The organism is Sphingomonas sp. Leaf257 (assembly GCF_001422185.1).
Taxonomy (GTDB): Bacteria; Pseudomonadota; Alphaproteobacteria; order Sphingomonadales; family Sphingomonadaceae; genus Sphingomonas; species Sphingomonas yabuuchiae.
The window spans coordinates 52,893-77,570 of record NZ_LMMH01000005.1 but is presented as its reverse complement, the minus strand read 5'-3'; the positions used below and the strand labels follow the sequence as shown (position 1 = coordinate 77,570).

Below are 24,678 nucleotides of genomic sequence, written 5' to 3'. Positions count from 1 at the left end.
AACTCATGCGGTGTCGATTTCCAGAACTGCGCGGCGGGCCACCCCAGGGCGGCCGACGCGATCTCCATTGATAGTGTGGATCGGCGTGGAAAAGGGACCCCGGTAGCGGGGTGATCGGCGTCGAAAAGGGACCCCTCATCCCGTTGGTCTAGGCTGTTCGCTTGGCGGTGTGTCAGGCGGCGAGATCGGGATGCTGGTATTGGAGACGGTGTTGAGGATCCGGCGCGAGCACGCGTCGGGGAAGGCCATCAAGGCGATAGCGCGGGACCTGCACCTGTCGCGCAAGGTGGTGCGCAAGGCGATCCGGGCGCCGGAAGCGGACATGGGGTATCGTCGGGAGGTACAGCCGCTGCCGAAGCTGGGGCCATTTCAGGCGCGACTGGATGCGTTGCTGGAGGAAGATGAGGCACGGCCGCGGCGCGAGAAGCTGCGCCTCACGCGCATCCACGACCTGCTGCTGCGCGAGGGGTTCGACGGCTCGTACGACGCGGTGCGGCGTTATGCGGCCCGCTGGCGCCGGGCGCGACGTCGCGATGTGATGAATGCGCCGGCGTTCATCCCGCTGCTGTTCCGGCCGGGCGAGGCTTACCAGTTCGACTGGAGCCACGAGGACGTGGAGATTTCGGGCAAGCCGATGCGGGTGAAGGTCGCGCATGTCCGGCTATGCGCGTCGCGGGCAATGTATGTGCGAGCCTATCCCCGCGAGACACAGGAGATGCTGTTCGACGCGCATGCGCGGGCGTTTGCCTTCTTCGGAGGTGTGCCGACGCGCGGCATCTACGACAACATGAAGACGGCGGTCACGAGCGTGTTCACGGGCAAGGAGCGTGTCTTCAACCGGCGCTTCCTGGTCATGGCCAACCATTACATGGTCGAGCCGACCGCCTGCTCGCCGGCGTCGGGCTGGGAGAAAGGTCAGGTCGAGAACCAGGTGCAAACCGCACGCGGCCGCTTCTTCCAGCCACGCCTGCGATTTACCAGCCTCGAGGAGCTGAACGGTTGGCTGGAGGCCGAGTGTCGGCGCTGGGCAGAGTTGCACCAGCATCCCGAGCAGAAGGAACTGACGGTTGCTCAGGCCTGGGCTGCCGAGCGCAGCGTGCTCCAGCCTGTTGCCGCACCCTTCGACGGCTTTCATGAGAGCGAGCATGCGGTAAGCGGCACATGCCTCATCAGCTTCGACCGCAACCGCTACTCCGTTTCTGCCAGGGTAGTGCGACGTGCCGTTCAGGTCCGCGCCTATGCCGACCGCATCGTCGTGCGCTGCGACGGGGAAGTCGTCGCCGACCATCCCCGGTTTTTCGGCCGGGACCGGACCATCTACGACCCGTGGCATTATCTGCCGGTGTTGGCGACCAAGCCGGGCGCCCTGCGGAACGGCGCGCCGTTCCAAGGCTGGGAGCTGCCACCTGCGCTGGCACGACTGCGGCGCAAGCTTGGCGTCGGTGACGATGCCGACCGGCGGTTCGTGCGGGTGCTGGCCGCGGTGCTCGACGACGGACTCGAGGCGGTGGAAGCGGCCGTGCGCGAAGCATTGCTGGCCGGCGTGGCCAGCGACGACGTCATCGTCAACATCCTGGCCCGCCGGCGCGAACCGCCGCGACCGCTGACTATTGTCACGCCAGAAGACCTGGCGCTGCGCCATCCGCCCCGCGCCGACTGCAACCGCTATGACAGCCTGCGAGGCCTCCATGCAGCGGCATGAGATGATGACGGCCATGRCCGAGTTGGGGCTGAAGGGCATGGCTGGCGCTTTCGACGAGGCGGTCACTACCGGTCTCCAGCGCAAGCGCACGACCATGGAGGTCCTGACCGACCTGCTGCGTGCCGAGGCGACGCACCGCCATGCAGCCTATTCGACGAGGCGGTCACTACCGGTCTCCAGCGCAAGCGCACGACCATGGAGGTCCTGACCGACCTGCTGCGTGCCGAGGCGACGCACCGCCATGCAGCCTCGGTCCGTTACCGGATGTCGGCCGCCAGGTTRCCCGCGGTGAAGGACCTCGACGCCTTCGTCTTCGGCGACACTCCCATCAACGAGGGACTGGTGCGCTCGCTRTACAGCGGCTCGTTTCTTCCGGGCCRACGCAACGTCGTGCTGGTCGGTGGAACGGGTACCGGCAAGACGCATCTCGCCACCGCCATCACTGCCAATGTGGTACGAGCCGGCGCCCGCGGACGCTACTTCAACACAGTGGACCTGGTGAACCGGCTCGAGGAGGAAACGCGCCTCGCCACCGCCATCACTGCCAATGTGGTACGAGCCGGCGCCCGCGGACGCTACTTCAACACAGTGGACCTGGTGAACCGGCTCGAGGAGGAAACGCGCCTTGGCAAGGCCGGCACGCTGGCGGCCCAGCTCTCGCGCCTCGACCTCGTGGTGCTCGACGAGCTTGGCTACCTGCCGTTTGCACGCTCGGGCGGTCAAATGCTCTTCCACCTCGTCAGCAAGCTCTACGAGCAGACCTCCGTCATCGTCACCACGAACCTCGCCTTTGGCGAGTGGCCGACCGTCTTTGGCGACCCCAAGATGACCACCGCACTGCTCGACCGTATTACCCACCATTGCGACATCGTCGAAACCGGCAACGACAGCTGGCGCTTCAAACATCGAAGCTGACGCCCAGGACCACCGGCAGAGAACGCTTCGCGCTGGTTGCGCCTCCGGTCGGGCTACGCCCGCCCTACGCCGCAACCAGCGCGAACGGTGCACCCGTCATACCCGTCACGCTGCTCGACGAAGGGGGTCCCTTTTGGACGCCGATAGGGGGTCCTTTTTGGACGCCGATTGACAGACCGCAACCAGCGCGAACGGTGCACCCGTCATACCCGTCACGCTGCTCGACGAAGGGGGTCCCTTTTGGACGCCGATAGGGGGTCCTTTTTGGACGCCGATTGACACTGTCGATCGCTGCCGGGCTCTGGTCGTTGAGCACCAGCAGACATTCCATTGACACGAGACCGAACCCCTGCGCCGCGCGCATTGTGTTGATCGTGTCGATCGCGCGCCGCAGTTCCTCGATGAAGATGAGCGGCGACCCAGGCGTTCCGCAGGCATAGCGACCGCCGCCCGCAAACCCGTCAACGATCGCGAGGCGAAATTGGGTCTGCTGTGGAAGCTGGCAGCGCACGCCCAGATAGTTCGCGAAGTACTCGCGGAGGATCTTGTGCTTGCGGCGGGAGTGGTCCTCGAGTGTCGCGCCACTTGCCCAGCTGTACGGTTTTTCGGCCATTCCAATCCTGCTGTTTCGAGCTCGTTAGAGCGCCGCGGTAAAGCCGGTCGGCATCTCATCCCACGTCCGACCGCGGTACTCGCGCCCGTTCGCCTTTTTGGAACGCCGCTTATTGTCCTTGCCCCAGGTGCCCCATTGCTTGAAGAAGAAGGCAGTGTCGTAGGCGAGGCATTGCTGGTGGAGTTCATCCACCCACGCCTCCCGAATGGGCCGCGCCGACCGACCGCTTTCGCCGCCCACGATCGCCCAATCGATTCCGGCGAGATCGATGGTGCCAACTGGCCCAATCAGCGGCTCGAATGAAATGAAGCGGATCGCAGCGGGCACCGCGCGGAGGTGGTCGACACGCGCTACCACCTCGGCGTCCTCAATGCTGGTGCCCAACCAGACATTCGGCAGAACGTCGCCAATAAGACGAGTGACGACTGCTGCCATGCGCTCGGGGCGTTTGGTGAGGATCTGATAGTGGTGGCGCGGCGTCTCGCGCATGACCTGCCATACCGCTTGAATGAACGCGTCGCTGACGCCCTCGTGAAACAGGTCGCTCATCGAGTTCACGAAGATTTTGCGGGGTTTTCTCCATCGGTGGGGGATCGTCAGCGCGGCCTGGTCCTCGCGCACCAAGCCCTGCCAGATGGTACGGCGACCACTACGCCGTGTAAGTCCTGCGTACTTGCCGACGCCCATCGCCTCGAGACGACGGGCCATCTCCATTGCGTAGCAATGGCTGCATCCGGCGCTCACGATCGAGCATCCGGCGACCGGGTTCCAGGTGGCATCCGTCCATTCGATTTCGGTGTCAGCCATGGCTCACCGGTCCTGCCCGCACTAAGCCTACTGTACCGTCAAAAGAACGGATAGGGAACACAGAAGTTCGATCAAGCGCCGCTGGGCGGGCCCTAACTACGTCAGTTTGCATCGTAAGCCCGCCGAAGGCCGCTATTGAGCAGACCGCTCGAGATTGAGCACTTACCCGCTGCCTTTCAGTCACATAGACCCTTTCTGCGCACCCATCGGTTCGCCGCACCCAAAAGCACGAATGCGCGACTACCGCGATCGCACATTGGTGATGGTGATGCCGGCATCCGCGCTCGCCAGAGGTCCGTCCGTCGTGAACATCTCAGCCTGCAGGTCGATTGCCAACGCAAGGCACGCCCGGTCGCCAAGCGATAGGCCAAGCGCCTTCGTTGCTGGCCGCAAGTCGCCTATAATAAGCGCCTGGGCGGGAGAGAGCGGCCGAACGTCGAGGTGGAGCCCGCCGAGCGCCTCACGCACCTCGTCGAGCGACAATCCCCGGTCCCGTAGCTTGGAGACGACCTCTGCGAGGTTGGCTGTTCCGATGATGCTGCGGGTCAGGACGTCGACTACCCGATCAGCCCCGGGTTCATCGTTCAGAAGGCAGAGCAGGGCGGAAGCGTCGAGTACGACTTTGCTACTCACGCTCCGCCTCACGCCGACGCTCCGCGATCAGCTCGTCAGCCAAGCCGACGCCTTCGGGCACATACTTGCGCAGGATCGCGCGAGCGCGCTCAAGTGCCTTAGGTACGGAACGTACCCGCAACTCGCCATCGTCCACATCGACGAGAACGGTGTCACCCGTGGTGATCCCGAGCTCACGGCGCATTGCCGCCGGGATCACGAGCTTACCACCGTCCACGATCTTGACCCTCTGTGCTTCCATCTGCACCAAACCCGCTGCTCAGACCTGTCCAACGGTCTTATACCGGAGAGCAAAGTCTGACGCCAGCGTGGAGGCAGGGATCGATACACGGCCGATCACCGAACGAGCGTTCATCGATGATGGAGCAGCTACTTAGACCCGGTCCGCTTAGCTAGGCTACGTAGGACCGGTAGTTGCTGTTCTGAGCCAACTGCTGCATGACTGGCTCACAAGGGTATACCCAACAACGCCAAGTAGGAGTGATGAGCAGGTGGCAGGCAGCGAGGTTAGGGCGGCGCGGGTGTATTTGCGGGTAAGCACGGACGAGCAGGACCTGACGCGGCAGGAGAGCATTGTGGCTGGTGCGCGGGCGGCCGGCTTTTATGTCGCGGCCGTATACCGGGAGAAGGCGTCGGGCGCGCGACCGGACCGGCCGGAGCTGCTGCGCATGGTGGCGGACCTGCAGCCGGGCGAGGTGGTGGTGGCCGAGAAGATCGACCGCATCAGCCGCCTGCCTCTGCAGGAAGCGGAACTGCTGGTGGATGCTATCCGGGGCAGGGGGGCTCGGCTGGCGGTGCCGGGCATTGTGGACCTGTCGGACTTGGTAGCTGATAGCGCAGGCGTGGCGCGCATCGTGCTGGAGGCGGTGCAGGACATGCTGCTGCGGGTCGCGCTGCAGACGGCGCGGGATGACTACGAGACCCGGCGCGAGCGGCAACGCGAGGGCATCGAGATTGCCAAGCGGGCGGGGCGGTACACCGGCCGCAAGCCGGACCTCGCCCACCACCGGCGCATCGTAGGTCTGCGCGAGGCGGGCATGAGCATCGCGAAGACCGCGGAGCTCGCCGGGTGCAGCATCGCCCACGTCAAGCGCGTGACCGCGCTCCACCGCTCAAGGGCCGCTCAGCCGCAGAAGACTAGTTGAGTACCGTACATGTTTTACCTGCGGGTCGTGGCAGACCGAACCCCACCGCGGATTGGTCTCCGCGTGGAGCAGCAGAGCGGCATCCTGGGTATCACCGCAGGATAATCGCGCATAGTCGCTTCCAACCTGCCATTCTGACACGGGGTTCCGACACCTGTAGACCCGCGGAAAAGCTGGGGTGCTACGCAGGTGTCACAACCGGACGGTTGTGACACCGGCCGCGTTACGGACTGGAATGATAAAACAGGAAGTTCGGTACGATCAGTCAGGGATCAGCGCCCAACCACGTATCTGCAATGTCGCCATTGTGGTGAGAGCCGAGACATCGACTTCGATAGCCTTATCGACCGTGACCGGAGCGATCCCATTCCCGACTAAAGCCTGGCTGCACACTCGAACGGACACGCCTGCCCGCCTTAGCGCCGCTATCAAGGCAAGATTGGGGTTCGTCGTGGCACCGGTTTTCGTCGCATATGCCTCATCATCGGCAATAATCGGTGTCGCCGGCCCGTGGACGATCACGATCACATCTCCCTGTGCCGGCCGCACGCCGTCCGCCCCGAGCAGGTTCAGGAAGCGTGCGACCTTCTCCAGCGAGGGATTGACCTTGTCGGGAGATGACGCCGCCTTCGTCACACTGAACAGCACACGATATCGCAGCGAGTGGTCCGGCCGCTCAACCGCGCCTTCTACCGGCGTGATCCTGCCATAGCCGGCAATCACGGGTTGTTGCGCGGTGACGCCTGCTGACCCGGCACTGCTCATGACGGCCAAGCATCCTGCAACTGCGATAGCGGGAAGCCGCATCTGGTTTGTCCTTTCGAAACCGGAATGATTATCCGACCCTCGCAAATACGGCTGCGCCTATATTTTGCGGCCGCGTGGCAGCCGACGCCCCGCGCGCTCGCGACGGTCGGGAAGCGGGCGCTGCCTCATGCACGGCTAGATCATCGGCGCCGAATATCGCCTCGAGCGTGCGCACGCACATTGCGGCTGCGTCATCGGCGAGCCGGTAATGGACCTGCTTTGCCTCGCGTCTCGTCTTCACCAGCTCGGCGCGGCGCAGCTCGGCAAGCTGCTGGCTGAGGGCCGGCTGGGTCACGCCGGTCGCAGCCTCTATGTCCGCAACCTGCCGCTCACCGCCCAGCAGATAGGACAGGATCATGAGGCGCTGGGGTTGAGCGAACACGCGCAGCTTTTCGACCGCCGCATCGGCGATCGCGCGGGATTGATGGATCGCCGTCATCGATCGGCCTTCAACTGATGAAACCAGTCGGCACCGGCGCTGCACGGCAAGGCGGGCGGGAGCAGGACGTCGTCACCCGGCTGCCAGTCGGCCGGCGTATAGGCCTGCCCATCGGCCGATCGCTGCAATGCCCTCACCGTGCGGAGCATCTCGTCGACCGATCGCCCGACGTTCATCGGATACCAGTTGAGCGCACGGATGATGCCCTCAGGATCGATGAAATAGGTCGCGCGCACGGCCGAGGCGTCGCCGGCCTGTTCGTCAAGCATGCCATAGGCGTAACCCACCGCCATCGACGGGTCTTCCACGACCGGGAACGGCACCTCTACACCGAAGACATCCTTGATCGCGCGCAACCAGGCGACATGCGAATACAGGCTGTCAACCGACAGCCCGAGCAAGGCGCAGTCGAGCTCCTCGAATTGCGGTGCGGCCTTCGCCAGGGCCACGAACTCGCTGGTGCAGACCGGCGTGAAATCAGCCGGGTGCGAAAAGAACACGACCCAACGACCACGATACTGATCGAGCGACATCGCGCCCTGCGTCGTGCGGGCGGTGAAATTCGGGGCCGCGTCCCCGATGCGCAACGAGCGCGGTACGTCTGCATCCATCGTTTCCATGCTTTTCAGATGGCACGGGCAGCCCGTTGACGCAAGCGGATTACACAACTACATAAACCATGAAATCAATAATTGGAGGCGATCGTGGAATCGGCGTTGAATGAGGCAGTTGCGCAGATTGAACGTGCGAAGGCGGCGGTATCGCCGGTCGTTCACTCGTTCTTCGACGAGCCGACCAACACCGCGACCTACGTCGTCTGGGACCCCGCCACGCGAAAGGCGGCGATCGTTGACAGTGTCCTGAACTTCGACGCTGCGGCCGGTCGCACCAATACGGCGTCGGCGGATGCGGTAATCGCTTATGTGCGGGAGCACGGCCTTTCGGTCGACTGGCTGCTCGAAACCCATGCTCATGCCGACCACCTGTCTGCGGCGCCCTATCTGCAAAAGGCGCTGGGCGGTCAGCTCGCGATCGGCCGCGACATCATTCGCGTGCAGAACGTCTTCGGCAAGATTTTCAACGCCGGCACCGACTTCGAACGGGACGGCTCCGAGTTCGACCACCTGTTCGACGATGGCGACCGTTTTACGATCGGCGACATCGAGGCCATCGCGCTGCATGTGCCGGGGCACACCCCCGCCGATATGGCCTATGTCATCGGCGACGCAGTCTTCACCGGCGATACCCTGTTCATGCCGGACTACGGCACCGCACGCGCAGACTTCCCCGGTGGTGATGCGCGCCAGCTATTCCGCTCGATCCGTCGACTGATGCAGTTGCCCGACGAGACGCGGCTGTTCCTGTGCCACGACTACAAGGCTGCGGGGCGCGACCGGTATGTCTGGGAGACGACCGTGGGCGCGCAGCGCGTCGGCAACGTCCACGTTCATGAGGGGGTGGACGAAGACAACTTCGTCGCGATGCGCACCAGTCGGGACGCCACCTTGTCGATGCCCAAGCTCATCCTGCCATCGGTGCAGGTCAATATGCGCGGCGGCCATCTGCCGGAGCCGGAAGTCAACGGCACCCGCTACCTCAAGATTCCACTGGATACGCTGTGATGCCCGGATTTCCCCATGCCATGCCGCTTGCCGGCTTCATCGGCGGCCTGATGATCGGGTTCGCTGCGGCGATCATGTTGCTGGGCAACGGCCGCATCGCCGGGGTCAGCGGCATGTTCGCGCGTGTCCTCGCTCTCTCTGAAGGGGGAGCGCCTTGGATGATGGCCTTGCTTTTCACGGCGGGGCTGCCCCTGGGCGCGGCGCTGACCGCAGCCAATGTGAATGTGGAAGCTCGCTTCCCGACGTCGCTCGGGCTGATCGCCGTCGCCGGGCTGATCGTCGGGATCGGGACGCGGCTCGGCGCGGGGTGCACCAGCGGTCACGGCGTCTGCGGCCTGTCGCGCCTGTCGCCGCGGTCCATCGTCGCGACCGGCACGTTCATGGCGACCGGCATCGCCACCGTGACCCTCATGCGTCTCGCGGGAGTGGTATCGTGATGCGCCAGAGCCTTCTTTCGCTCGTCAGCGGCACGCTGTTCGGCGCCGGCCTCGCCGTGTCCGGCATGATCGATCCTGCGCGGGTACGGGCGTTTCTCGACGTCGCCGGTGCCTGGGACCCGACCCTGGCATTCGTCATGGCGGGAGCGATCCTGCCGATGGCGATAGCCTGGCTCATCGTGCGTGGACGCTCTACGCCGATCGTCGCGGAGCAATTCCATACGCCGGCCACGTCGCCGATCGACGCGCGCCTCCTCGGCGGTGCCGCCCTGTTCGGCATAGGCTGGGGCCTTGTCGGCCTGTGCCCCGGCCCCGCCATCGCCGCGCTCGCGATCCAGCCTGCCCCCGCGCTGCTCTTCACCGCTGCAATGGCGCTCGGCGCAGCCATCCACCGCTTCGCACTCATCCCACGCCGTTCGGCGTGACCGGACAGGAGACATTACATGGCCTTCAAGAAGATCACACCGTCCTTCTCGGCTGCTCCCCAGCTCACCCGGGATGATGTCGCTGCCGCCGCACAGGCGGGGTTTCGCTCGATCGTTTCGAGCCGGCCAAATGGCGAGGAGCAGGGACAGCCGAGCGCACACGAGATGGCCCGGATCGCCGAAGAACACGGCCTTGCGTTCGCCCATGTCCCGATCGTGCCGGGCAAGGCGACCGATGCCGATGCGGACCGGATGAAGGAAGCGCTGACTGCGCTGCCGGGACCGACGCTCGGCTTCTGCCGAAGCGGCACGCGGGCGGCTACCCTATGGGCGCTGGCGGAGGCGAGTCATGCCGATCCCGAAACGATCGTCGGTCAGGCCAAGGCAGCCGGGTACGACCTGGCCGATCTGAAGCCGGCGCTCGCTCGCCGGTCCGAAAGAACCGGCAAATGACCTACGACATCGTCATCATCGGAGGCGGAGCTGCGGGCATCGCAACCGCCGCCAGCATCCTGAAACGTAACGCCAAGGTGTCGATCGCGGTCGTCGATGCGGCCCGGGACCATTATTACCAGCCCGGTTGGACGTTAGTCGGGGCAGGCGTTTTCACCCCCGAACAGACCCGCAAGGCCGAAGCCGATGTCATGCCCAAGGGCGTCGAATGGATCCGGCTGCCGGCGATCACCATCGACCCCGAGCGTCAGGCGATCACCCTGGGCGACGGGGATACGATCGCCTATCGTGTCCTGATCGTCGCCCCCGGCCTGCGTTTGGCGTGGGAGAAGATCGCGGGGCTTACCGAAGCGTTGGGCCGCAACGGGGTCACGTCCAACTACCGCTACGATCTGGCGCCCTACACCTACCAGCTTGTCCAGGAATTGCAGCGGGGACGCGCGCTGTTCTCGCAACCGCCGATGCCGATCAAGTGCGCCGGCGCGCCTCAAAAGGCGATGTACCTGTCCTGCGACATCTGGCGCGAACGCGGTGTTCTCCCCGCGATCGACGTCGAATTTCACAACGCCGGTGCGGCGCTGTTCGGCGTCGCGACCTATGTCCCTGCGCTGATGGAATATGTCGAGAAGTATAGGATCAACCTCAAGCTCGAATCCAACCTCGTCGCGGTCGACGCCGATCGGCGTATTGCCACCTTCGAGCGCAAGCAGAACGGTGTCAGCGAGCGGATCGAGCGCGGGTTCGACATGCTCCACGTCGTGCCGCCGCAGGTGTCGCATGACGTCGTTGCCAAAAGTTCGCTCGCGGCGGCAAACGGCTTCGTCGAGGTCGATGAGGCGACGCTGCGCCACAAGCGATACGACAACGTCTTTGCCTTGGGCGATGCTGCGGGGACGAGCAATGCGAAGACGGCTGCGGCAGCCCGCAAGCAGGCACCCGTGGTGGCGGTCAACGCGCTCGCCGCACTCGAAGGCAAGCCTCCTGTTGTCGACTATGACGGCTATGGGTCGTGCCCGCTCACCGTCGAGCGCGGCAAGATCGTCCTCGCCGAGTTCGGCTATGGTGGAAAACTGCTCCCCAGCTTTCCGTCGTGGCTGCTGAACGGCACGCGCCCGACGCGCGCTGCCTGGTTCCTGAAGGAGCGGATGCTGCCCCCGATTTACTGGCAAGGCATGCTGAAAGGCCATGAATGGATGGCGGCTCCGCATAAGATCGGCAAAGCGGCATGACCCTCGAACCGATCCAGTATCTGCTGGGTGCGTTATCCGGCAGCCTGGTGGGCTTTACCCTCGGGCTTGTCGGCGGGGGCGGCTCGATCCTCGCCGTCCCACTCATGGTCTATCTGGTGCGCGTGCCCGACGCCCATCTCGCCATCGGCACGAGCGCGTTCGCCGTCGCGGCTAACGCCGCCACGGGGCTGATCGGCCATGCAAGGGCGCATAACGTCAAATGGCGCTGTGGCGGCATGTATGCGACCGCCGGCGTCATCGGCGCCCTGTTCGGCTCTACCGCGGGCAAGGCCGTCGACGGCGGCAAGCTCCTGTTCCTGTTCGCACTGGTCATGGTCGTCGTCGGCGTCCTGATGCTGCGCGGGCGCGGTGACACGGGCAACCCGGGGGCGGAGTGCAACCGGGAAAAGGCGCCGAAGGTGCTGGGCTACGGCCTCGGCACCGGTCTGTTCTCGGGCTTCTTCGGCATCGGCGGGGGCTTTCTGATCGTCCCCGGCCTGATCGGATCGACGGGCATGCCGATCCTGAACGCCGTCGGCACGTCATTGATCGCCGTCACCGCGTTCGGGCTGACGACGGCCGCCAATTACGCATTTTCGGGTCTGGTGGACTGGCCGCTGGCTTTCGTGTTCATCGCCGGTGGAGTTGTCGGCGGCTTGATCGGCACGCGCATCGCGAAGCGCCTCGGTACGGGCGGCACGCTCACCACGGTCTTCGCCGTCCTGATCTTCGTGGTGGCGGCCTACATGCTCTGGAAAAGCGCGGCCGCGTTTCTCTGATGGCGGGTGCGATTGCCATCGGGCCGCTGATGCTGGCCGTCGATCGCGGGCTTGCCGTGCTGTGCATCGTCGTGTTCCTTGGCCTCACGACACTGGCCGGTCGGTTCCGCTTCCCTCGCGTATCGACGGTCTCCACCAGCGCCATCGTCGCTGGACTGGTCACGGCACGGATCGGTTACGTCGCAGCGCATTGGTCGAGCTACACCGGCGCTCCGCTGTCCATCCTTGCCGTGTGGCAGGGTGGCTTTTCCCCCGTTGCAGGGCTTCTGGGCGCTGCGGCGATGCTGGCGATCCGGCTTGGCCGCTCAAGCGCGCTGGCGGCAGGCTGGGGAGCGTTGGCTGTTGCGGGTGGCCTCTGGTTCTCGCTTCAGGCGCTGATCCCTCCCGTGACCTACGGCCCGTTCCCCTATCATCTCAACCTGACAACCCCGTCCGGCGCGCCGCTTCCACTCGATCGCTTCCGTGGCAGGCCCTTCGTGGTCAACCTGTGGGCGACATGGTGCGGTCCGTGTCGGCGTGAGCTGCCGATGCTCGATGCGGTTGCGTCGCGCCCTGGCGAGGTCCCGATCCTTCTTGCCGATCAGGGCGAGGCGCAAGCGATCGTCAGCGGTTTTCTCGGCCGTGAAAATATCGGAGCGCGCCATGTCGCGCTCGACCCCGATCGTGGCCTTTCTCAAGCCCTGAAGGTGGCGGGGTATCCCGCAACGGCCTTCGTTGCGGGCGACGGCACGATCGTACAGCTCCAGCTCGGTGAATTGTCACGCGCTGCGCTCGCCGATGGAATCGAATTAGCAAGGAAACACCGATGAATCGTCGCAACCTGTTGTCTCGGGGCCTCCTGGCCGCGCTTGCCTTCGCCGCGCCGATCACGCCTCTCATGGCCCAGCAGCCCGATCTGTCGCGCAAGGCGGTCGTTGACGATCCCGTGGCTCCCAAGCGCGCCGGCAGGACCTACGACGTCACGGTTGTCGAGTTTTTCGACTATAACTGCCCCTATTGCCGTCGCATGGAGCCGGTGCTGAACGCCCTGCTTCGCTCCGACCCGAAGGTACGGGTCGTGTACCGGGACTGGCCGATCTTCGGACCTGCCTCGCGTGAGGCGTCACGCGCGGCTGTCGCGAGCCAATGGCAGGGCAGGCATGCCGCCTTTCACGAGGCCCTGATGACCTCGCCGGCGCGGCTCGACAGCGCGGGCGTCAAGGCAGCGGCTGCCAAAGCCAAGGTCGACTGGCCCCGTCTGCAACGCGATTTGAAGAACCGTGGCGCCGAAATCGACGCGCTGCTTACGCGCACCGATAGCATCGCCCAGGCGATCGGTTTCAACGGAACACCAGCGCTGATCGTCGGCTCGCAGGTCGTCGCCGGTGCTGTCGATCTCCCGACGTTGCGTCGTCTCGTCGCGGAAGCGCGCAAAAAACCAGCGGCGCGCTGACCATGCCCGGGCCGCTCAATCGGAGACAGCTTGCCGGCTTGGGCGCGGTGGTCGTGGGTGGTTGGGCAGTCGGGCAGGTTCTACGGCGTACCGCCCCGATCGGGCGCGACGTCGGGCCGACCGCCGACCTGATCCTTGCCGGTAACGGCTCGCCCGAGGACGGACCTGCCGATGCTACGCTCCGGCTTGCCGTGTTCACCGACTATCGTTGCCCGGCCTGCCGTCATGGATTTTCCGCCCTGGAAGAGGCTGTGCAACGCGACGGCAAGGTGCGGGTCATCTACAAGGATTGGCCCATCTTCGGTCCGCCATCCGAACGTGCCGCAAGCGTGGCGCTCGCGTGCGCCGAACAGGGAGTTTACCCGACCGTCCATCGTGCGTTGATGACGGACAGCCGCACGATCGACGACGACGTGTTGCGGGACGTCGTGATGCGCGCTGGCGGCGATTGGCTGCGCGCGATGACCTGGCTTGCCGCCCACGCGGACGCTGTCGCAGCCCGCCTGCGGGCGAACGGACAGGAAGCCTATTCGATCGGACTGGCGGGCACCCCGGGTTATCTTGCCGGTCCCATGCTGGTGATGGGCGCGATCGACGCCAGCGATTTCCAACGGCTGTTCGCGCGTGCGCGGGAAGAAAGCTGACGATGCGAGAGGATACGAAACATGATCGAGTATAATCACAAGGGCATGACGGTTGCGTCGCTCCATGACGAGCGCACCGGCAGCTTCCAGTATGTCGTGGTCGACGAAGCCACGAAGACCGCCGCGATTATCGATCCGGTCCTCGACTTCGATCCCCGTGCCGGTGCGACCGCAACCGACAATGCCGATATGATCCTCGAATATGTCCGCGCCAAGGGACTTACTGTGGAATGGGTGCTCGATACCCATCCCCATGCCGATCACTTCTCGGCCGCGCCGTATCTCGCGGAAAAGACAGGGGGCAAAACCGCGATCGGCACCAAGGTCGTGGAGGTGCAGAAGCTCTGGCAGGACATCTACTGCCTGCCCGACCTGCCCGTCGATGGTAGCCAGTGGGATCGCCTGTTCGCCGATGGCGAGCAGTTCAGGATCGGCTCGCTCGACGCGCACGTCATGCTGTCGCCCGGCCACACGCTCGCCTCGATCACCTACGTCGTCGGCGACGCGGCGTTCGTCCACGACACGCTGATGGTGCCCGACAGCGGCACCAGTCGGGCTGACTTTCCAGGCGGCAACGCGCGCGCGCTGTGGCGCTCGATCCGGGCGATCCTCGAACTGCCGCCCAGCACCGCGACCTATGTCGGCCACGACTACGGCAAGGACGGGCGCGAAGTCTTTGGACGATCGACCGTGGCGGACCAGCGTCGTGACAACATCCATGTGCACAACGGCATCGGTGAGGCCGAGTTCGTCGCCACCCGCGAGAAGCGCGACGCAACCCTGCCGCTGCCGGACCTGATGCTTGCCGCGCTCCAGGTGAACATCCGCGGCGGTCGCCTGCCGGAGCCGGAGGCGTGCGGCACAGCGTTCCTCAAGGTGCCGCTCAACCACTTCGGCGCGGGCAAATGACCGAACCAACGCCGCCAACGCCCGGTGATGATGGCGATGCCCAGCGTATCATCTTCGCCATTACCGCCGCGCTGCTCGTCCTCGTCGTCACCTACAAGGTAGGGCAGTCTGACGCGCCCGTGCAGGCACCCGTCGAGGTAGCAGCGGACGCCGCCTTTTCGCCACCGGCGGAAAGCACCATCCCCGCCGGGCCGGACGGCGACGCGATCCGGCGCGGTCGACTGATCTTCACCGCGAGCGCGGCTCATGCCGGCCAGTACGTCGGCAACGGCCTGACGTGCAGCAACTGTCACCTCGATGCCGGGCGGAAGGCCGATGCGTCCCCGATGTGGGCGGCCTGGGTCAGCTACCCAGCTTATCGCGCGAAGAACGGCCGGGTGAACACGATGGAGGATCGCATCCGCGACTGCTTCCTCTACTCGATGAACGCGCCCGCCTCGAAAGCCGGCGCCCCGCCGCCCTTTGGCGACGATATCTACCGCGATCTCCAGAGCTATTTCGCCTGGCTCGCGACCGGCGCGCCATCCGGCAAGCCGCTGCCCGGTCGCGGGTTCATAAAGCTCGCCACAACCCCGATCGGGCACGATCCGGTTCGCGGCGCGATTGTGTTCGCCGGCCAGTGCGCATCATGCCACGGTGCGAACGGCCAAGGGCAGGCGAACCCGGACGGCAGCTATACTATCCCGCCGCTGTGGGGAGCGCGCTCCTACAATTGGGGTGCGGGCATGACCGGGCTGGCGTCGGCTGCCGGGTTCATCAAGGCCAACATGCCTTATGGTGAGGGCAACACGCTGACGGATCAGCAGGCGTGGGATGTCGCCGCCTATGTCGATAGTCGCGAGCGACCCCGCGATCCGCGGCAGACCGGGACTGTCGAGAGCGCACGTAAGCAGTTTCACCCCAAAGGGGACTATTATGGTCAGGAGATTGACGGAAAAATGCTTGGCAGCTGATCGCTCGGCTTCCTAACCAGTGTCACAACCGAACGGTTTTGACACCATTCCTTGAGTAGCCAAGTCAGCTAATCGCTTAGTGACCTAGCCGTAATGGATAAGTTGAGTCACTGCTGTTTTCTGCTTTCGTTCTCCACGATACTGAATCATAGAATTGTTATGCCAATCGCGCGTGAACATCGCTGGCTCTACCCGATTGACTGGCGTGAACTATCTGCCTTCATCCGGTTTGGCCGCGCCAAAGGACGCTGCGAACATTGTCAGCGCCCGCATGGTCGTCATGTGCTGCATCTGGGCGATGGTGTTTGGTGGGATGAGGACATAAGCAGGTGGCGCAACGGGCAGGGCAGGTGCGTTCGCCGCCTGCCGCCGCCCGACGCCCTCTTATGCGCGCAACCTGGCTTCGTCGGCATTGATCCACCTTCACAAGTGCGGATCACGCGCGTGGTTCTTGCTAGCGCGCATCTGAACCATGATCCGAGCGATAACCGACCACGCAACCTCGCTGCACTCTGCCAGCGGTGCCACATGCGCCACGACGCCAGCGAGCATCGCCGACGTCGGTGGATCAACGCCTTCCGTATGCGTGCGATCGGCGATCTATTTGCCTGATCCGAAATCTCCTGCTGACCGCCTGGGAGCTAATCAAAGATCACTCAGTCGGTGAATCGAACGCTGTCAGGATTGGGCACGGCCCTGCCGATCCCGAGCCGCACTCGCTGGCAAGCCGACGCAGCGAAGCACGCGCCTGTTCAAGCTCGGCGATCTTCGCATCCAGCGCCGCCATCTGCTCATGGGCGAGCTGGCGCGCACGCGCGCGATCGTCGGTCGCATCCAGCGCCAGAAGCTCACCGATCTGCTCGAGCGTGAAACCGGCTGCCTGCGCCGAGCGGATGAAGCGAAGGCGGCGGGCGTCATCGGTGCCGTAGCGCCGGATGCCGCCTCCGGCGCCAGCCCCGGTCGGCCGGTCTGGCTCGTCCAGCAAACCGCGACGCTGATAGTAGCGCACCGTTTCGACGCCGACGCCGCCCTCGCGCGCGAGCGCCGCGATCGTCATGCCGGTCATGCCTTGACTCCGTACTATGGTACGGACCCTATATAGGCGGGGCGAGGATATTGGAGAAGCGGCATGGCGAGCGCCCCCGCCAAACAGGCGACGATCTACCGGATGGTGATGCCGGAACATACCTGCCCTTTCGGGCTGAAGGCGAAGGATCTTCTGCGCCGGGAAGGCTATGCGGTCGATGACCATTGGCTGATGACGCGGGAAGAAACCGACGCTTTCAAGGCGAAGCACGGCGTCAAGACGACCCCGCAGATCTTTATCGCCGGGGAGCGGGTCGGCGGCTATGACGATCTGCGCCGCTTCTTCGGCAAGATGGTCCGCGACCCCAAGGCCGTCACCTATCGCCCGGTGATTGCCGTGTTCGCGATGACGGCGCTGATGGCGCTCGCCGCCAGCTATGCGGTACTCGGCACGCCCTTCACGGTGCGGGCGGGTGAATGGTTCATCGCGTTCTCGATGTGCGCTCTGGCGATGCTCAAGCTCCAGAACGTCGAGAGCTTCTCGAGCATGTTCCTCAACTACGATCTGCTCGCGAAGCGCTGGGTGCCCTATTCCTATGTCTATCCCTACGCGGAAGGAGCGGCGGGCGTCCTGATGGCAGCCGGCGCGTTGACCTGGCTGTCGGTGCCCGTCGCGCTCGTTATCGGTACGATCGGCGCGGTGTCGGTGTTCAAGGCCGTCTACATCGACAAGCGTGAGCTGAAATGCGCGTGCGTGGGCGGGGACAGCAACGTGCCGCTCGGCTTCATCTCGCTCACCGAAAACCTGATGATGGTCGCGATGGCGCTGTGGATGATCGCTGCGCCGCCCGTGCTGGCGATGGCGCACTGACGCGAAGGTCGGCACGCGTCGTCAATGCGGGCTGATCGCCGTAACTTCTGCCGTCATACCCTTCGCCTTGGCGGTGAATGCGACCCGCTGCCCCGACCGCAGTCCCTTGAGCAGGGTCGGGGGGGATGCCCGGAAGGTCATCGTCATTGCGGGCCAGCCGATCGTCGGGATCGGGCCGTGCTTGATGGTTACGGTTCCACCTTTCGCGTCGACGGCAGTGATCGTCCCCGATCCGCTGCCGGATTTTACAGCCGATGCAGCCGGCCTGCTGCCTTGAGCAAGAGCGCTCGCTGCGATCGGCGTGACTAGTAGCATGAATGCGGCGCGCATGGAGAAAGTGGCTTTCATCAGATCTTCCTTTCGGGGCGGGTTGAAGCTCGCCGCCGCAAGAGCAAGTAGGCGGCTGGCAGGATGAACATGGAGAGGAAAGGGGCGGTCAGCATTCCACCGATCATCGGCGCGGCGATCCGGCTCATCACCTCCGATCCGGCGCCATGCCCGATCAGCACGGGGAACAGCCCGGCGACGATGACAGCGACGGTCATCGCCTTGGGACGTACCCGCAACAGCGCGCCCTCCCTGATCGCTTCCGATACTTGCTCGCCCGACGGTGACGGCCCGCGCTCGGCCAATGCGTGTTTCAGGTAGATCAGCATGACGACGCCGAACTCCGCCGACACGCCGGCGAGCGCGATGAACCCGACACCTGTGGCGACCGATTGCGCATAGCCGAGCAGCCATAATGTCCAGATGCCGCCGGTCAGCGCGAAGGGCAGTGTGCCCATGATAAGCGCCGCCTCGTCGAGGCGACCGAAGGTAAGGTAGAGGAGAAGGAAGATGATCGCGAGTGTCGCCGGCACGACGAGCATCAACCGAGCCTCGGCACGCTGCAGATACTCGAATTGTCCGGAATAGGCGATCGAGACGCCGGGGCTGAGCCGAACATCTTTGCCAACAGCACGGCGCAGATCGGCGACCGTGGAGGCCAGGTCGCGCCCGCGCACGTCGACATAGACCCATGTCGAGAGTCGACCATTTTCCGTCTTGAGCATCGGTGGACCTTCCGCGATCGACACGGATGCGACGGTGCCGAGTGTGATCTGCTGACCCGATGCGGTGACGATTGGGAGAGTTCGCAGTCCCTCCAGACTGTCACGCAGCTCGCGGGGGTAGCGGACGCTGATCGGGTAGCGGGCAAGGCCCTCCACCGTCTGGCCGATCGTCTCGCCGCCGATCGCGCCGGACACAATCTCCTGCACATCGGCGATGTTGAGACCGTAGCGCCCCGCGGTCACCCGATCGATATCGACATCGACATAGCGGCCTCCGGTCAACCGTTCTGCCAATGCCGAGCTGACGCCCGGCACGGTCCTGGCTACACGTTCGATGCTGCCGGCGATGCGGTCCAGCTCGGAGAGGTTGGACCCCGACACTTTCACCCCGATGGGACTCTTGATGCCGGTCGCGAGCATATCGATCCGATTGCGGATCGGAGGCACCCATACGTTCGTGAGGCCGGGCACGCGCACTGTGCGGTCCAGCTCCTCCACCAGCTTTGCCGGCGTCATCCCCGCGCGCCATTGATCGCGCGGCTTGAATTGGATGGTCGTCTCGAACATCTCGAGCGGTGCCGGGTCGGTCGCGGTCTCGGCGCGTCCGGCTTTGCCGAACACGGTTTTGACCTCGGGAACGGTTTTTATCAGCCGGTCTGTGCGCTGGAGCAGGGCCGAGGCGCTCGCGGCCGAAAGGCCGGGAAGCGCGGACGGCATGTAGAGCAGATCGCCCTCATCCATCGTCGGGATGAACTCGCCACCCAATCGGGTCAGCGGCCATGCCGTCGTCGCCAGTACCAGGGCGGCGATGCCGATCGCCGCCCAAGGCCGCGCCAACACGCGGTCGAGCGCCGGGCGATAGGCACGGGTGAGCACGCGGTTGATAATGTTGTCGTTCTCGGCCGGAATGCGTCCCCGGATCAGCCATCCCATCAGGACCGGCACGAGCGTTACCGACAGGATCGCCGCTGCCGCCATCGCATAGCTCTTGGTGAAGGCGAGCGGGGCGAACAGCCGTCCCTCCTGCGCTTCGAGCGTGAACACCGGCACGAACGACAGCGTGATGATGACGAGGCTGAAGAACAGCGCCGGCCCGACCTCGGCCGCGGCCTCGGTGATGACGCGCCAGCGTTCCTCGCCCGCCAGCGCCACGCCCGGATGGTCGTGTTCCCATCGCTCGATCCGCTTGTGCGCGTTCTCGATCATCACGATCGCGGCATCGACCATCGCGCCGATCGCGATGGCGATACCGCCCAAAGACATGATGTTGGCGTTCACCCCCTGCACACGCATGACGAGCAAGGCCGCGAGCACCCCCAGAGGCAAGGTGACGATCGCGACCAGCGCAGACCGGACATGCCACAGAAACAACCCGCAGATGATCGCGACGACGACGAACTCCTCGATCAGCTTGCCCGTCAAATTCTCCACCGCGCGGTCGATCAATTGCGAGCGGTCATAGGTGGTGACGATCTCGACGCCGGGGGGAAGGCTCGCTTTCAGTTCCGCGAGCTTGGCCTTGACGGCTTCGATCGTCTGCCGTGCATTCTTGCCCTGACGCAGGATGACGACTCCGCCCGCGACCTCGCCTTCGCCGTTCAGCTCGGCGATGCCGCGGCGCATCTCGGGGCCGATCTGGATCGACGCGACGTCGCCCAAGGTAACGGGGACGCCGGCACCGGCGACCTTGAGCGGGATCGCGCGGAAATCGTCGACGGTGCGCAAGTAACCCGACGCGCGCACCATATATTCGGCTTCGCCCAGCTCGAGGACGGACCCGCCGGCCTCCTGATTGGCGCGGCGAATGGCATCGACGGCCTGAGTGTGCGTGACACCGAATGCGGCGAGCCGCGTCGGGTCGAGCAGCACCTGATATTGCTTCACCATTCCGCCGATGCTCGCCACCTCCGCAACGCCGGGCAGCGTTTTCAGTTCATAACGTAGGAACCAGTCCTGCAAGGATCGGAGCTGCGACAGGTCACGGCGGCCGGTGCGGTCCAACAGCGTGTATTCATAGACCCAGCCGACCCCCGTCGCATCAGGACCCAGCGCGGCCTGCGCGCCTTGGGGAAGCCGTCCCTGCACCTGGCTCAGATACTCCAGCACGCGTGAGCGCGCCCAATAGAGGTCGGTCCCATCCTCGAAGAGGACATAGACGTAGCTGTCGCCGAAGAACGAATAGCCGCGCACGGTTTTCGCGCCAGGCACGGACAGCATCGTCGTGGTGAGCGGATACGTCACCTGGTTCTCGACGATCTGCGGGGCTTGGCCCGGCCAGCTCGTGCGGATGATGACCTGCGTGTCGGACAGGTCGGGGAGCGCATCGACGGGGGTGGCACGCATTGCGAACACCCCGGCCATGGCGAGCGCGATGGCCGCCAGGACGACGAGGAAGCGGTTCGCGACCGACCAGCGGATGATCGCGGCAATCATCGCCCAGCCTCGCGCGTCATGCGGCGCAGCGTTGGACCATCGGCGGGTTGATCAAAGCCGAACCGCACCCGCTCACCCTTGCGATACCCACGCACCAACGCGGGATCGGCGACGCGGAACGTCATTGTCATGGCCGGCCAGCCGATCGCCGGAACGGGCTGATGGGACAGGGTGACGGAACTGCGATCGATCGCCTCGATGCTGCCGACCGTCTCATAGATCGACGCGGTGGGTTTCACGGCCGGCTTTGTTGCGGGTGACGCTTCGACACCAATCGGACGCGCATCGAGGCCAGCGAGGCGCGCTTCGGAGTCGATCAGGAACTGGCCCGACGCGACAACCTTCTCACCCTCGGTCAGGCCGGCGACTATCTCGGTTTTGCCGCCGCCTTCTGCGCCAGTGCGAACCTCGGCGGGTCGAAAGCGTCCACCCGGCCCTGCCAACATGACGAGTGTGCGCCGGCCGGTCCGGATCACGGCCTCACTCGGAACAAGGAGTGCATCGCGGCTCCCCTGGTCGAGCGCCACGCTGGCGAACATACCGGGGCGCAACCGGCCGGCACGGTTGGGGAGCTCGACGCGGATTGTGAGCGTGCGGCTCGCTGCCTCGGCCTGGGGCAGGATCGCAGCGATGCGGCCCCTGAAGCTTTCGCCCGGGAAAGCCGCCAGCGTGGCGATGACGGGCGTGCCGATCCGCAGGTTTCCTGCGAGGGCCTCAGGGACAGCCGCGTTCAGCCACACGGTGGCGAGGCCGTTCACCTCCGCCAGTGTCTGTCCTTGCGCGACCGTCATCCCCTGTCGGACGCCGAGCGTCTTGATGACGCCCCCCACGGGCGTGCTGATCGTCGTCACACCTTGCGGTCGGCCGCGCCACTCCGCCGATGCAATCGATCCGGCGGGCATCCCGAGAAGCAACAGGCGCTCTCGTGCCGCCCGCGTGAGCCCGGCATCCCCGGTGCGGCGCACGGCGAGATACTCCGCCTGCGCGCCCGCCCATTCGGGCACAAGGATATCGGCGAGCGGGGCGCCTGCCGGCACGACATCGCCTGGCGCGCGCGCATAGACGCGCTGAACGAAGCCGCCGCTGCGTGCCTGCACGACCGCAACGTTGCGGTCATTGAACTCGATGCTGCCGGTTGCCGAGGCCGAGTTTGACAACGATCCGCGTTCGACCGTGACGATCCGCGCGCCGAGCCGCTGGAGGCTGGCCGGATCGATCGCTACGCCCGGTGCGGCGCTACCGCCTGCGCCCTCGTCGGCATAGCGGGGGATCAGTTTCATCCTCATCGACGAGAGACCCGGGCCGTCGTGCCGCTCCCCCGGGATCATCGGATCATACCAGTAGAGGATCTTCTTCTGCGGGGCTGGGGATGCCGTTTGATCGGCAGCCGAGGACGTGCCAAGTTTCGCGAGCCCGAAGCCCACGCCCCCTGCGACCAGCACCAGCGCGCTTACCGCGGTGACAAGGCGGGCGCGGGTAATGGTAGTGTCGCTCATCGATCGGCGCTCCCGAAGGTAATGGTGAGGCGGACAGAGTCTGCGGCGACGAGCGCCTCACGGTCGAGCACGGTCAGCTCGGCGTCGGCGAGCGCGGTCTTGGCTTCGATGGCATCCGCAAGACTCGCGCGACCGGCAGAGTAGCTCGCTATCTCCAGATCGGCTCGCTTCCGAGCGAGCGGAAGGAGCACGTCGCGCGCGCGCTGCCATTGGCTGTGATGCATTTGGTGGTCCGCCAGCGCGGCCTCCAGATCGGCTGCCAATGTGCGCCGGGTTTCTTCGCGCGCGGCCTCGGCCTGCGCCTGTGCGGATTTGCGGGCTTCGATGCGCGGGTTCTGACGCGATCGAGCGAACAGCGGCAGGCTCATCGAAACTCCCGCCGACACCATGTCGCCATACCGGGGGTCACGGCGTTGATAAGCTACCTCTACCCCCCAATCGGGTCGCTTCTCCGCTCGCGCCGCATCCACGTCGGCCTGGGCGCGCTGAATACCGGCCTCGGCGAGAACCATGTCGGAGTGAAGGCTGAGCGCGTCCCGCAGCCGCGCCGGAGCCAGATCGATCGCGGGCATATCGCCGGCAATCTCGGGCGCCGATACGCCGGTCCAGCGAGCCAGCATCGCGCGGGCGCGCGCAACGGCGGCCATCAACTCGTCGCGGCGGTCGTCGAGTGCCGCGATCTCCTGATCGGTCGTCAGTGTCTGACCAGGGCGGACCGAACCGGTCGTCACGGCGGCCCGCGCAGCGGAAGGGAGAGATCGAAGGAATAGCAGAACGGTGTCGAGGGCAGCTAGTCGACGCTCGGCATAAGCAAGGTCGATCCATGCCTGCCCCGCTCCCAATCGCACCTCCCGGAGCTTGGTCGCTTGCGATGCTTCTGCCGTTGCGATCACGGCGCGTGCCTGCGCTTGCGCGGCATGACGCTTGGCAAGGTTGGGTAGGTCCTGTTGGAAACCGACACGCCCCATCGTCATGTCGTCTCTGGATAGGGAGAAGGCGGGTGGCCCAGAGACAGGATAATTCTCGATTCCGATCGACACACGGGGGTCCGGAAGGCTTCCCGCCGCACGTGCATCGGCTTGGGCGGCGCTGACCCCCGCGCGACCGGCAACCGCTCCCGGGGCGTTGGCAACCGCATCGCGCAGCGCTTGGTCATAGGTAAGTGTCTGCGCGTGCGCGGCGCTCGTCGTGAGCGCGGCGACCGCGAGCATCATGGATGCGCGCATCCCTCTAGTCCCTTCATGTCATAATGATGGCCGGGCTCCAAATGGTTGATCGGAGCCCGGCACCTGTTCAGGCTCGCCAGCTTAAGTTGACTGGCCGCCCTTCATTGACATGCAGGCGTCGCGACCGCGTTCCATCATCGGGCACACGCAGGCGCTCGACTGGGGAACGTCCGTAACCCATACGCGACGTGGGGCTTGAAGCGGCGCCCGCGGGCCCGGCTGGTAATTGGAACGCCACTCCCAATGACCATTGCTTTTATTTTCAGATGTGGCCGCCGTCGCTGCCGACGCGGCGAGGCTAGCGGCAAATACCGCCAAGATGAACGTTTTCATGTCACTTTCCAATTTGATCGAGATTTAAAATCGGCAGAGCCGCAACCGGCGAACGGCTGCAGCCTGACACGGCTTGACTCGATCAAACGGTAGGCGGTTCGGGCTCGGGAGCGACGTTGAGGCCGGCAAGTGCCCGGCTGGCAGGCCAGATAACGATTTGAGATGCGATCGAGCGCTTCAGCACTCTTGCCGGCTCCTCAAACGTCATGGGAACAACGCATCCCATTTGGGCGATACACGCCAGCGTCAGTCCTTTGCATGGGTGTTCCGATGACGGATCCGGGGTCGCCATACCCG

Annotated in this window: 28 protein-coding genes; 16 read left to right on the top strand and 12 right to left on the bottom strand. The window is 65.0% G+C overall.

Annotated elements, in window-relative coordinates:
* Nucleotides 1-190 precede the first annotated feature (190 nt).
* Both istA and ASF14_RS05910 read left to right on the top strand, forming a co-directional pair.
* A complete protein-coding gene (gene istA / locus ASF14_RS05915) occupies nucleotides 191-1,702 on the top strand; it encodes an IS21 family transposase (RefSeq protein ID WP_082442101.1) in 1,512 nt (503 codons plus the stop codon).
* A 195-nt stretch (nucleotides 1,703-1,897) separates the two neighbouring features.
* Entirely contained in the window at nucleotides 1,898-2,617 is a 720-nt protein-coding gene (locus ASF14_RS05910; protein ID WP_236696947.1) for an ATP-binding protein, read from the top strand.
* Between the two features lie 64 nt (nucleotides 2,618-2,681).
* On the opposite strand, the gene tcmP is transcribed toward ASF14_RS05910, so the two are convergent.
* The 4 genes from tcmP to ASF14_RS05890 form a co-directional block, all read right to left on the bottom strand.
* On the bottom strand, nucleotides 2,682-3,230 hold the full coding sequence (tcmP, locus tag ASF14_RS05905) for a three-Cys-motif partner protein TcmP (protein WP_056432841.1): 549 nt from the start codon (nucleotides 3,228-3,230) through the stop codon (nucleotides 2,682-2,684).
* A 24-nt stretch (nucleotides 3,231-3,254) separates the two neighbouring features.
* Complete coding sequence (locus tag ASF14_RS05900; protein ID WP_026189148.1) at nucleotides 3,255-4,037, bottom strand: DUF5131 family protein; 783 nt, start codon at nucleotides 4,035-4,037, stop codon at nucleotides 3,255-3,257.
* A 240-nt stretch (nucleotides 4,038-4,277) separates the two neighbouring features.
* The gene (locus ASF14_RS05895) at nucleotides 4,278-4,670 is read right to left on the bottom strand and encodes a type II toxin-antitoxin system VapC family toxin (protein WP_018251287.1); all 393 of its coding nucleotides are present in this window, start codon (nucleotides 4,668-4,670) and stop codon (nucleotides 4,278-4,280) included.
* Complete coding sequence (locus tag ASF14_RS05890; RefSeq protein WP_018251286.1) at nucleotides 4,663-4,911, bottom strand: AbrB/MazE/SpoVT family DNA-binding domain-containing protein; 249 nt, start codon at nucleotides 4,909-4,911, stop codon at nucleotides 4,663-4,665. The genes ASF14_RS05895 and ASF14_RS05890 overlap by 8 nt, the downstream gene beginning before the upstream one ends.
* A gap of 250 nt (nucleotides 4,912-5,161) precedes the next feature.
* Between ASF14_RS05890 and ASF14_RS05885 the strand changes: the two genes are divergently transcribed.
* A complete protein-coding gene (locus tag ASF14_RS05885; RefSeq protein ID WP_056432838.1) occupies nucleotides 5,162-5,815 on the top strand; it encodes a recombinase family protein in 654 nt (217 codons plus the stop codon).
* 261 nt (nucleotides 5,816-6,076) lie between these two features.
* Here the strand turns inward: ASF14_RS05885 and ASF14_RS05880 are convergent, their stop codons facing one another.
* The 3 genes from ASF14_RS05880 to ASF14_RS05870 form a co-directional block, all read right to left on the bottom strand.
* Nucleotides 6,077-6,580 carry a DsrE family protein gene (locus ASF14_RS05880; RefSeq protein WP_018251190.1) on the bottom strand — a complete coding sequence of 168 codons (504 nt, stop codon included), beginning with the start codon at nucleotides 6,578-6,580 and terminating at the stop codon, nucleotides 6,077-6,079.
* A gap of 70 nt (nucleotides 6,581-6,650) precedes the next feature.
* A complete protein-coding gene (locus ASF14_RS05875) occupies nucleotides 6,651-7,061 on the bottom strand; it encodes an ArsR/SmtB family transcription factor (RefSeq protein WP_018251191.1) in 411 nt (136 codons plus the stop codon).
* Entirely contained in the window at nucleotides 7,058-7,681 is a 624-nt protein-coding gene (locus tag ASF14_RS05870) for a peroxiredoxin (RefSeq protein ID WP_018251192.1), read from the bottom strand. Before ASF14_RS05870 ends, ASF14_RS05875 begins: the two co-directional genes overlap by 4 nt.
* Nucleotides 7,682-7,753: 72 nt before the next feature.
* On the opposite strand from ASF14_RS05870, the gene ASF14_RS05865 reads away from it, so the two are divergent.
* From ASF14_RS05865 to ASF14_RS20650, 12 genes are all read left to right on the top strand, one after another.
* Nucleotides 7,754-8,683: an MBL fold metallo-hydrolase gene (locus ASF14_RS05865; RefSeq protein WP_197418555.1), complete on the top strand. Its 930-nt coding sequence runs from the start codon at nucleotides 7,754-7,756 to the stop codon at nucleotides 8,681-8,683.
* The gene (locus ASF14_RS05860; RefSeq protein WP_170172224.1) at nucleotides 8,683-9,120 is read left to right on the top strand and encodes a YeeE/YedE family protein; all 438 of its coding nucleotides are present in this window, start codon (nucleotides 8,683-8,685) and stop codon (nucleotides 9,118-9,120) included. The genes ASF14_RS05865 and ASF14_RS05860 overlap by 1 nt, the downstream gene beginning before the upstream one ends.
* On the top strand, nucleotides 9,120-9,545 hold the full coding sequence (locus tag ASF14_RS05855; protein WP_018251195.1) for a DUF6691 family protein: 426 nt from the start codon (nucleotides 9,120-9,122) through the stop codon (nucleotides 9,543-9,545). Before ASF14_RS05860 ends, ASF14_RS05855 begins: the two co-directional genes overlap by 1 nt.
* 18 nt (nucleotides 9,546-9,563) lie before the next feature.
* Complete coding sequence (locus tag ASF14_RS05850) at nucleotides 9,564-9,998, top strand: TIGR01244 family sulfur transferase (protein ID WP_018251196.1); 435 nt, start codon at nucleotides 9,564-9,566, stop codon at nucleotides 9,996-9,998.
* On the top strand, nucleotides 9,995-11,227 hold the full coding sequence (locus tag ASF14_RS05845) for an NAD(P)/FAD-dependent oxidoreductase (RefSeq protein WP_018251197.1): 1,233 nt from the start codon (nucleotides 9,995-9,997) through the stop codon (nucleotides 11,225-11,227). Before ASF14_RS05850 ends, ASF14_RS05845 begins: the two co-directional genes overlap by 4 nt.
* Nucleotides 11,224-12,006 (top strand): sulfite exporter TauE/SafE family protein, encoded by a 783-nt coding sequence (locus ASF14_RS05840; protein WP_018251198.1) that lies wholly within the window; start codon nucleotides 11,224-11,226, stop codon nucleotides 12,004-12,006. The genes ASF14_RS05845 and ASF14_RS05840 overlap by 4 nt, the downstream gene beginning before the upstream one ends.
* Nucleotides 12,006-12,815 carry a TlpA family protein disulfide reductase gene (locus ASF14_RS05835; protein WP_018251199.1) on the top strand — a complete coding sequence of 270 codons (810 nt, stop codon included), beginning with the start codon at nucleotides 12,006-12,008 and terminating at the stop codon, nucleotides 12,813-12,815. The genes ASF14_RS05840 and ASF14_RS05835 overlap by 1 nt, the downstream gene beginning before the upstream one ends.
* A complete protein-coding gene (locus ASF14_RS05830; RefSeq protein WP_056432835.1) occupies nucleotides 12,812-13,438 on the top strand; it encodes a DsbA family protein in 627 nt (208 codons plus the stop codon). Before ASF14_RS05835 ends, ASF14_RS05830 begins: the two co-directional genes overlap by 4 nt.
* Before the next feature lie 2 nt (nucleotides 13,439-13,440).
* On the top strand, nucleotides 13,441-14,082 hold the full coding sequence (locus ASF14_RS05825; protein ID WP_026189135.1) for a DsbA family protein: 642 nt from the start codon (nucleotides 13,441-13,443) through the stop codon (nucleotides 14,080-14,082).
* 21 nt (nucleotides 14,083-14,103) lie between these two features.
* Nucleotides 14,104-14,991, top strand: a complete 888-nt coding sequence (locus tag ASF14_RS05820) for an MBL fold metallo-hydrolase (RefSeq protein ID WP_018251202.1) — start codon at nucleotides 14,104-14,106, stop codon at nucleotides 14,989-14,991.
* On the top strand, nucleotides 14,988-15,944 hold the full coding sequence (locus tag ASF14_RS05815) for a c-type cytochrome (protein WP_056432833.1): 957 nt from the start codon (nucleotides 14,988-14,990) through the stop codon (nucleotides 15,942-15,944). Before ASF14_RS05820 ends, ASF14_RS05815 begins: the two co-directional genes overlap by 4 nt.
* Before the next feature lie 159 nt (nucleotides 15,945-16,103).
* Nucleotides 16,104-16,556 (top strand): hypothetical protein, encoded by a 453-nt coding sequence (locus ASF14_RS20650; protein ID WP_043060763.1) that lies wholly within the window; start codon nucleotides 16,104-16,106, stop codon nucleotides 16,554-16,556.
* A 40-nt stretch (nucleotides 16,557-16,596) separates the two neighbouring features.
* Here the strand turns inward: ASF14_RS20650 and ASF14_RS05810 are convergent, their stop codons facing one another.
* A complete protein-coding gene (locus ASF14_RS05810) occupies nucleotides 16,597-17,001 on the bottom strand; it encodes a MerR family DNA-binding protein (RefSeq protein ID WP_101750172.1) in 405 nt (134 codons plus the stop codon).
* A 72-nt stretch (nucleotides 17,002-17,073) separates the two neighbouring features.
* Here ASF14_RS05810 and ASF14_RS05805 point away from each other — a divergent pair, with 72 nt between their 5' ends.
* The gene (locus ASF14_RS05805) at nucleotides 17,074-17,841 is read left to right on the top strand and encodes a glutaredoxin family protein (RefSeq protein ID WP_017980773.1); all 768 of its coding nucleotides are present in this window, start codon (nucleotides 17,074-17,076) and stop codon (nucleotides 17,839-17,841) included.
* Nucleotides 17,842-17,862: 21 nt separating this feature from the next.
* Here ASF14_RS05805 and ASF14_RS05800 read toward each other — a convergent pair whose 3' ends face one another.
* Genes ASF14_RS05800 through ASF14_RS05785 form a run of 4 tightly spaced genes read right to left on the bottom strand, consistent with a single transcriptional unit; the run spans nucleotide 17,863 to nucleotide 24,036 of the window.
* Nucleotides 17,863-18,189: a copper-binding protein gene (locus tag ASF14_RS05800; protein ID WP_017980774.1), complete on the bottom strand. Its 327-nt coding sequence runs from the start codon at nucleotides 18,187-18,189 to the stop codon at nucleotides 17,863-17,865.
* Nucleotides 18,189-21,326: an efflux RND transporter permease subunit gene (locus ASF14_RS05795; RefSeq protein WP_018251208.1), complete on the bottom strand. Its 3,138-nt coding sequence runs from the start codon at nucleotides 21,324-21,326 to the stop codon at nucleotides 18,189-18,191. Before ASF14_RS05795 ends, ASF14_RS05800 begins: the two co-directional genes overlap by 1 nt.
* Nucleotides 21,323-22,822 carry an efflux RND transporter periplasmic adaptor subunit gene (locus tag ASF14_RS05790; RefSeq protein ID WP_056432830.1) on the bottom strand — a complete coding sequence of 500 codons (1,500 nt, stop codon included), beginning with the start codon at nucleotides 22,820-22,822 and terminating at the stop codon, nucleotides 21,323-21,325. The genes ASF14_RS05795 and ASF14_RS05790 overlap by 4 nt, the downstream gene beginning before the upstream one ends.
* Nucleotides 22,819-24,036: a TolC family protein gene (locus ASF14_RS05785; protein ID WP_018251210.1), complete on the bottom strand. Its 1,218-nt coding sequence runs from the start codon at nucleotides 24,034-24,036 to the stop codon at nucleotides 22,819-22,821. The genes ASF14_RS05790 and ASF14_RS05785 overlap by 4 nt, the downstream gene beginning before the upstream one ends.
* Nucleotides 24,037-24,678 lie beyond the last annotated feature (642 nt).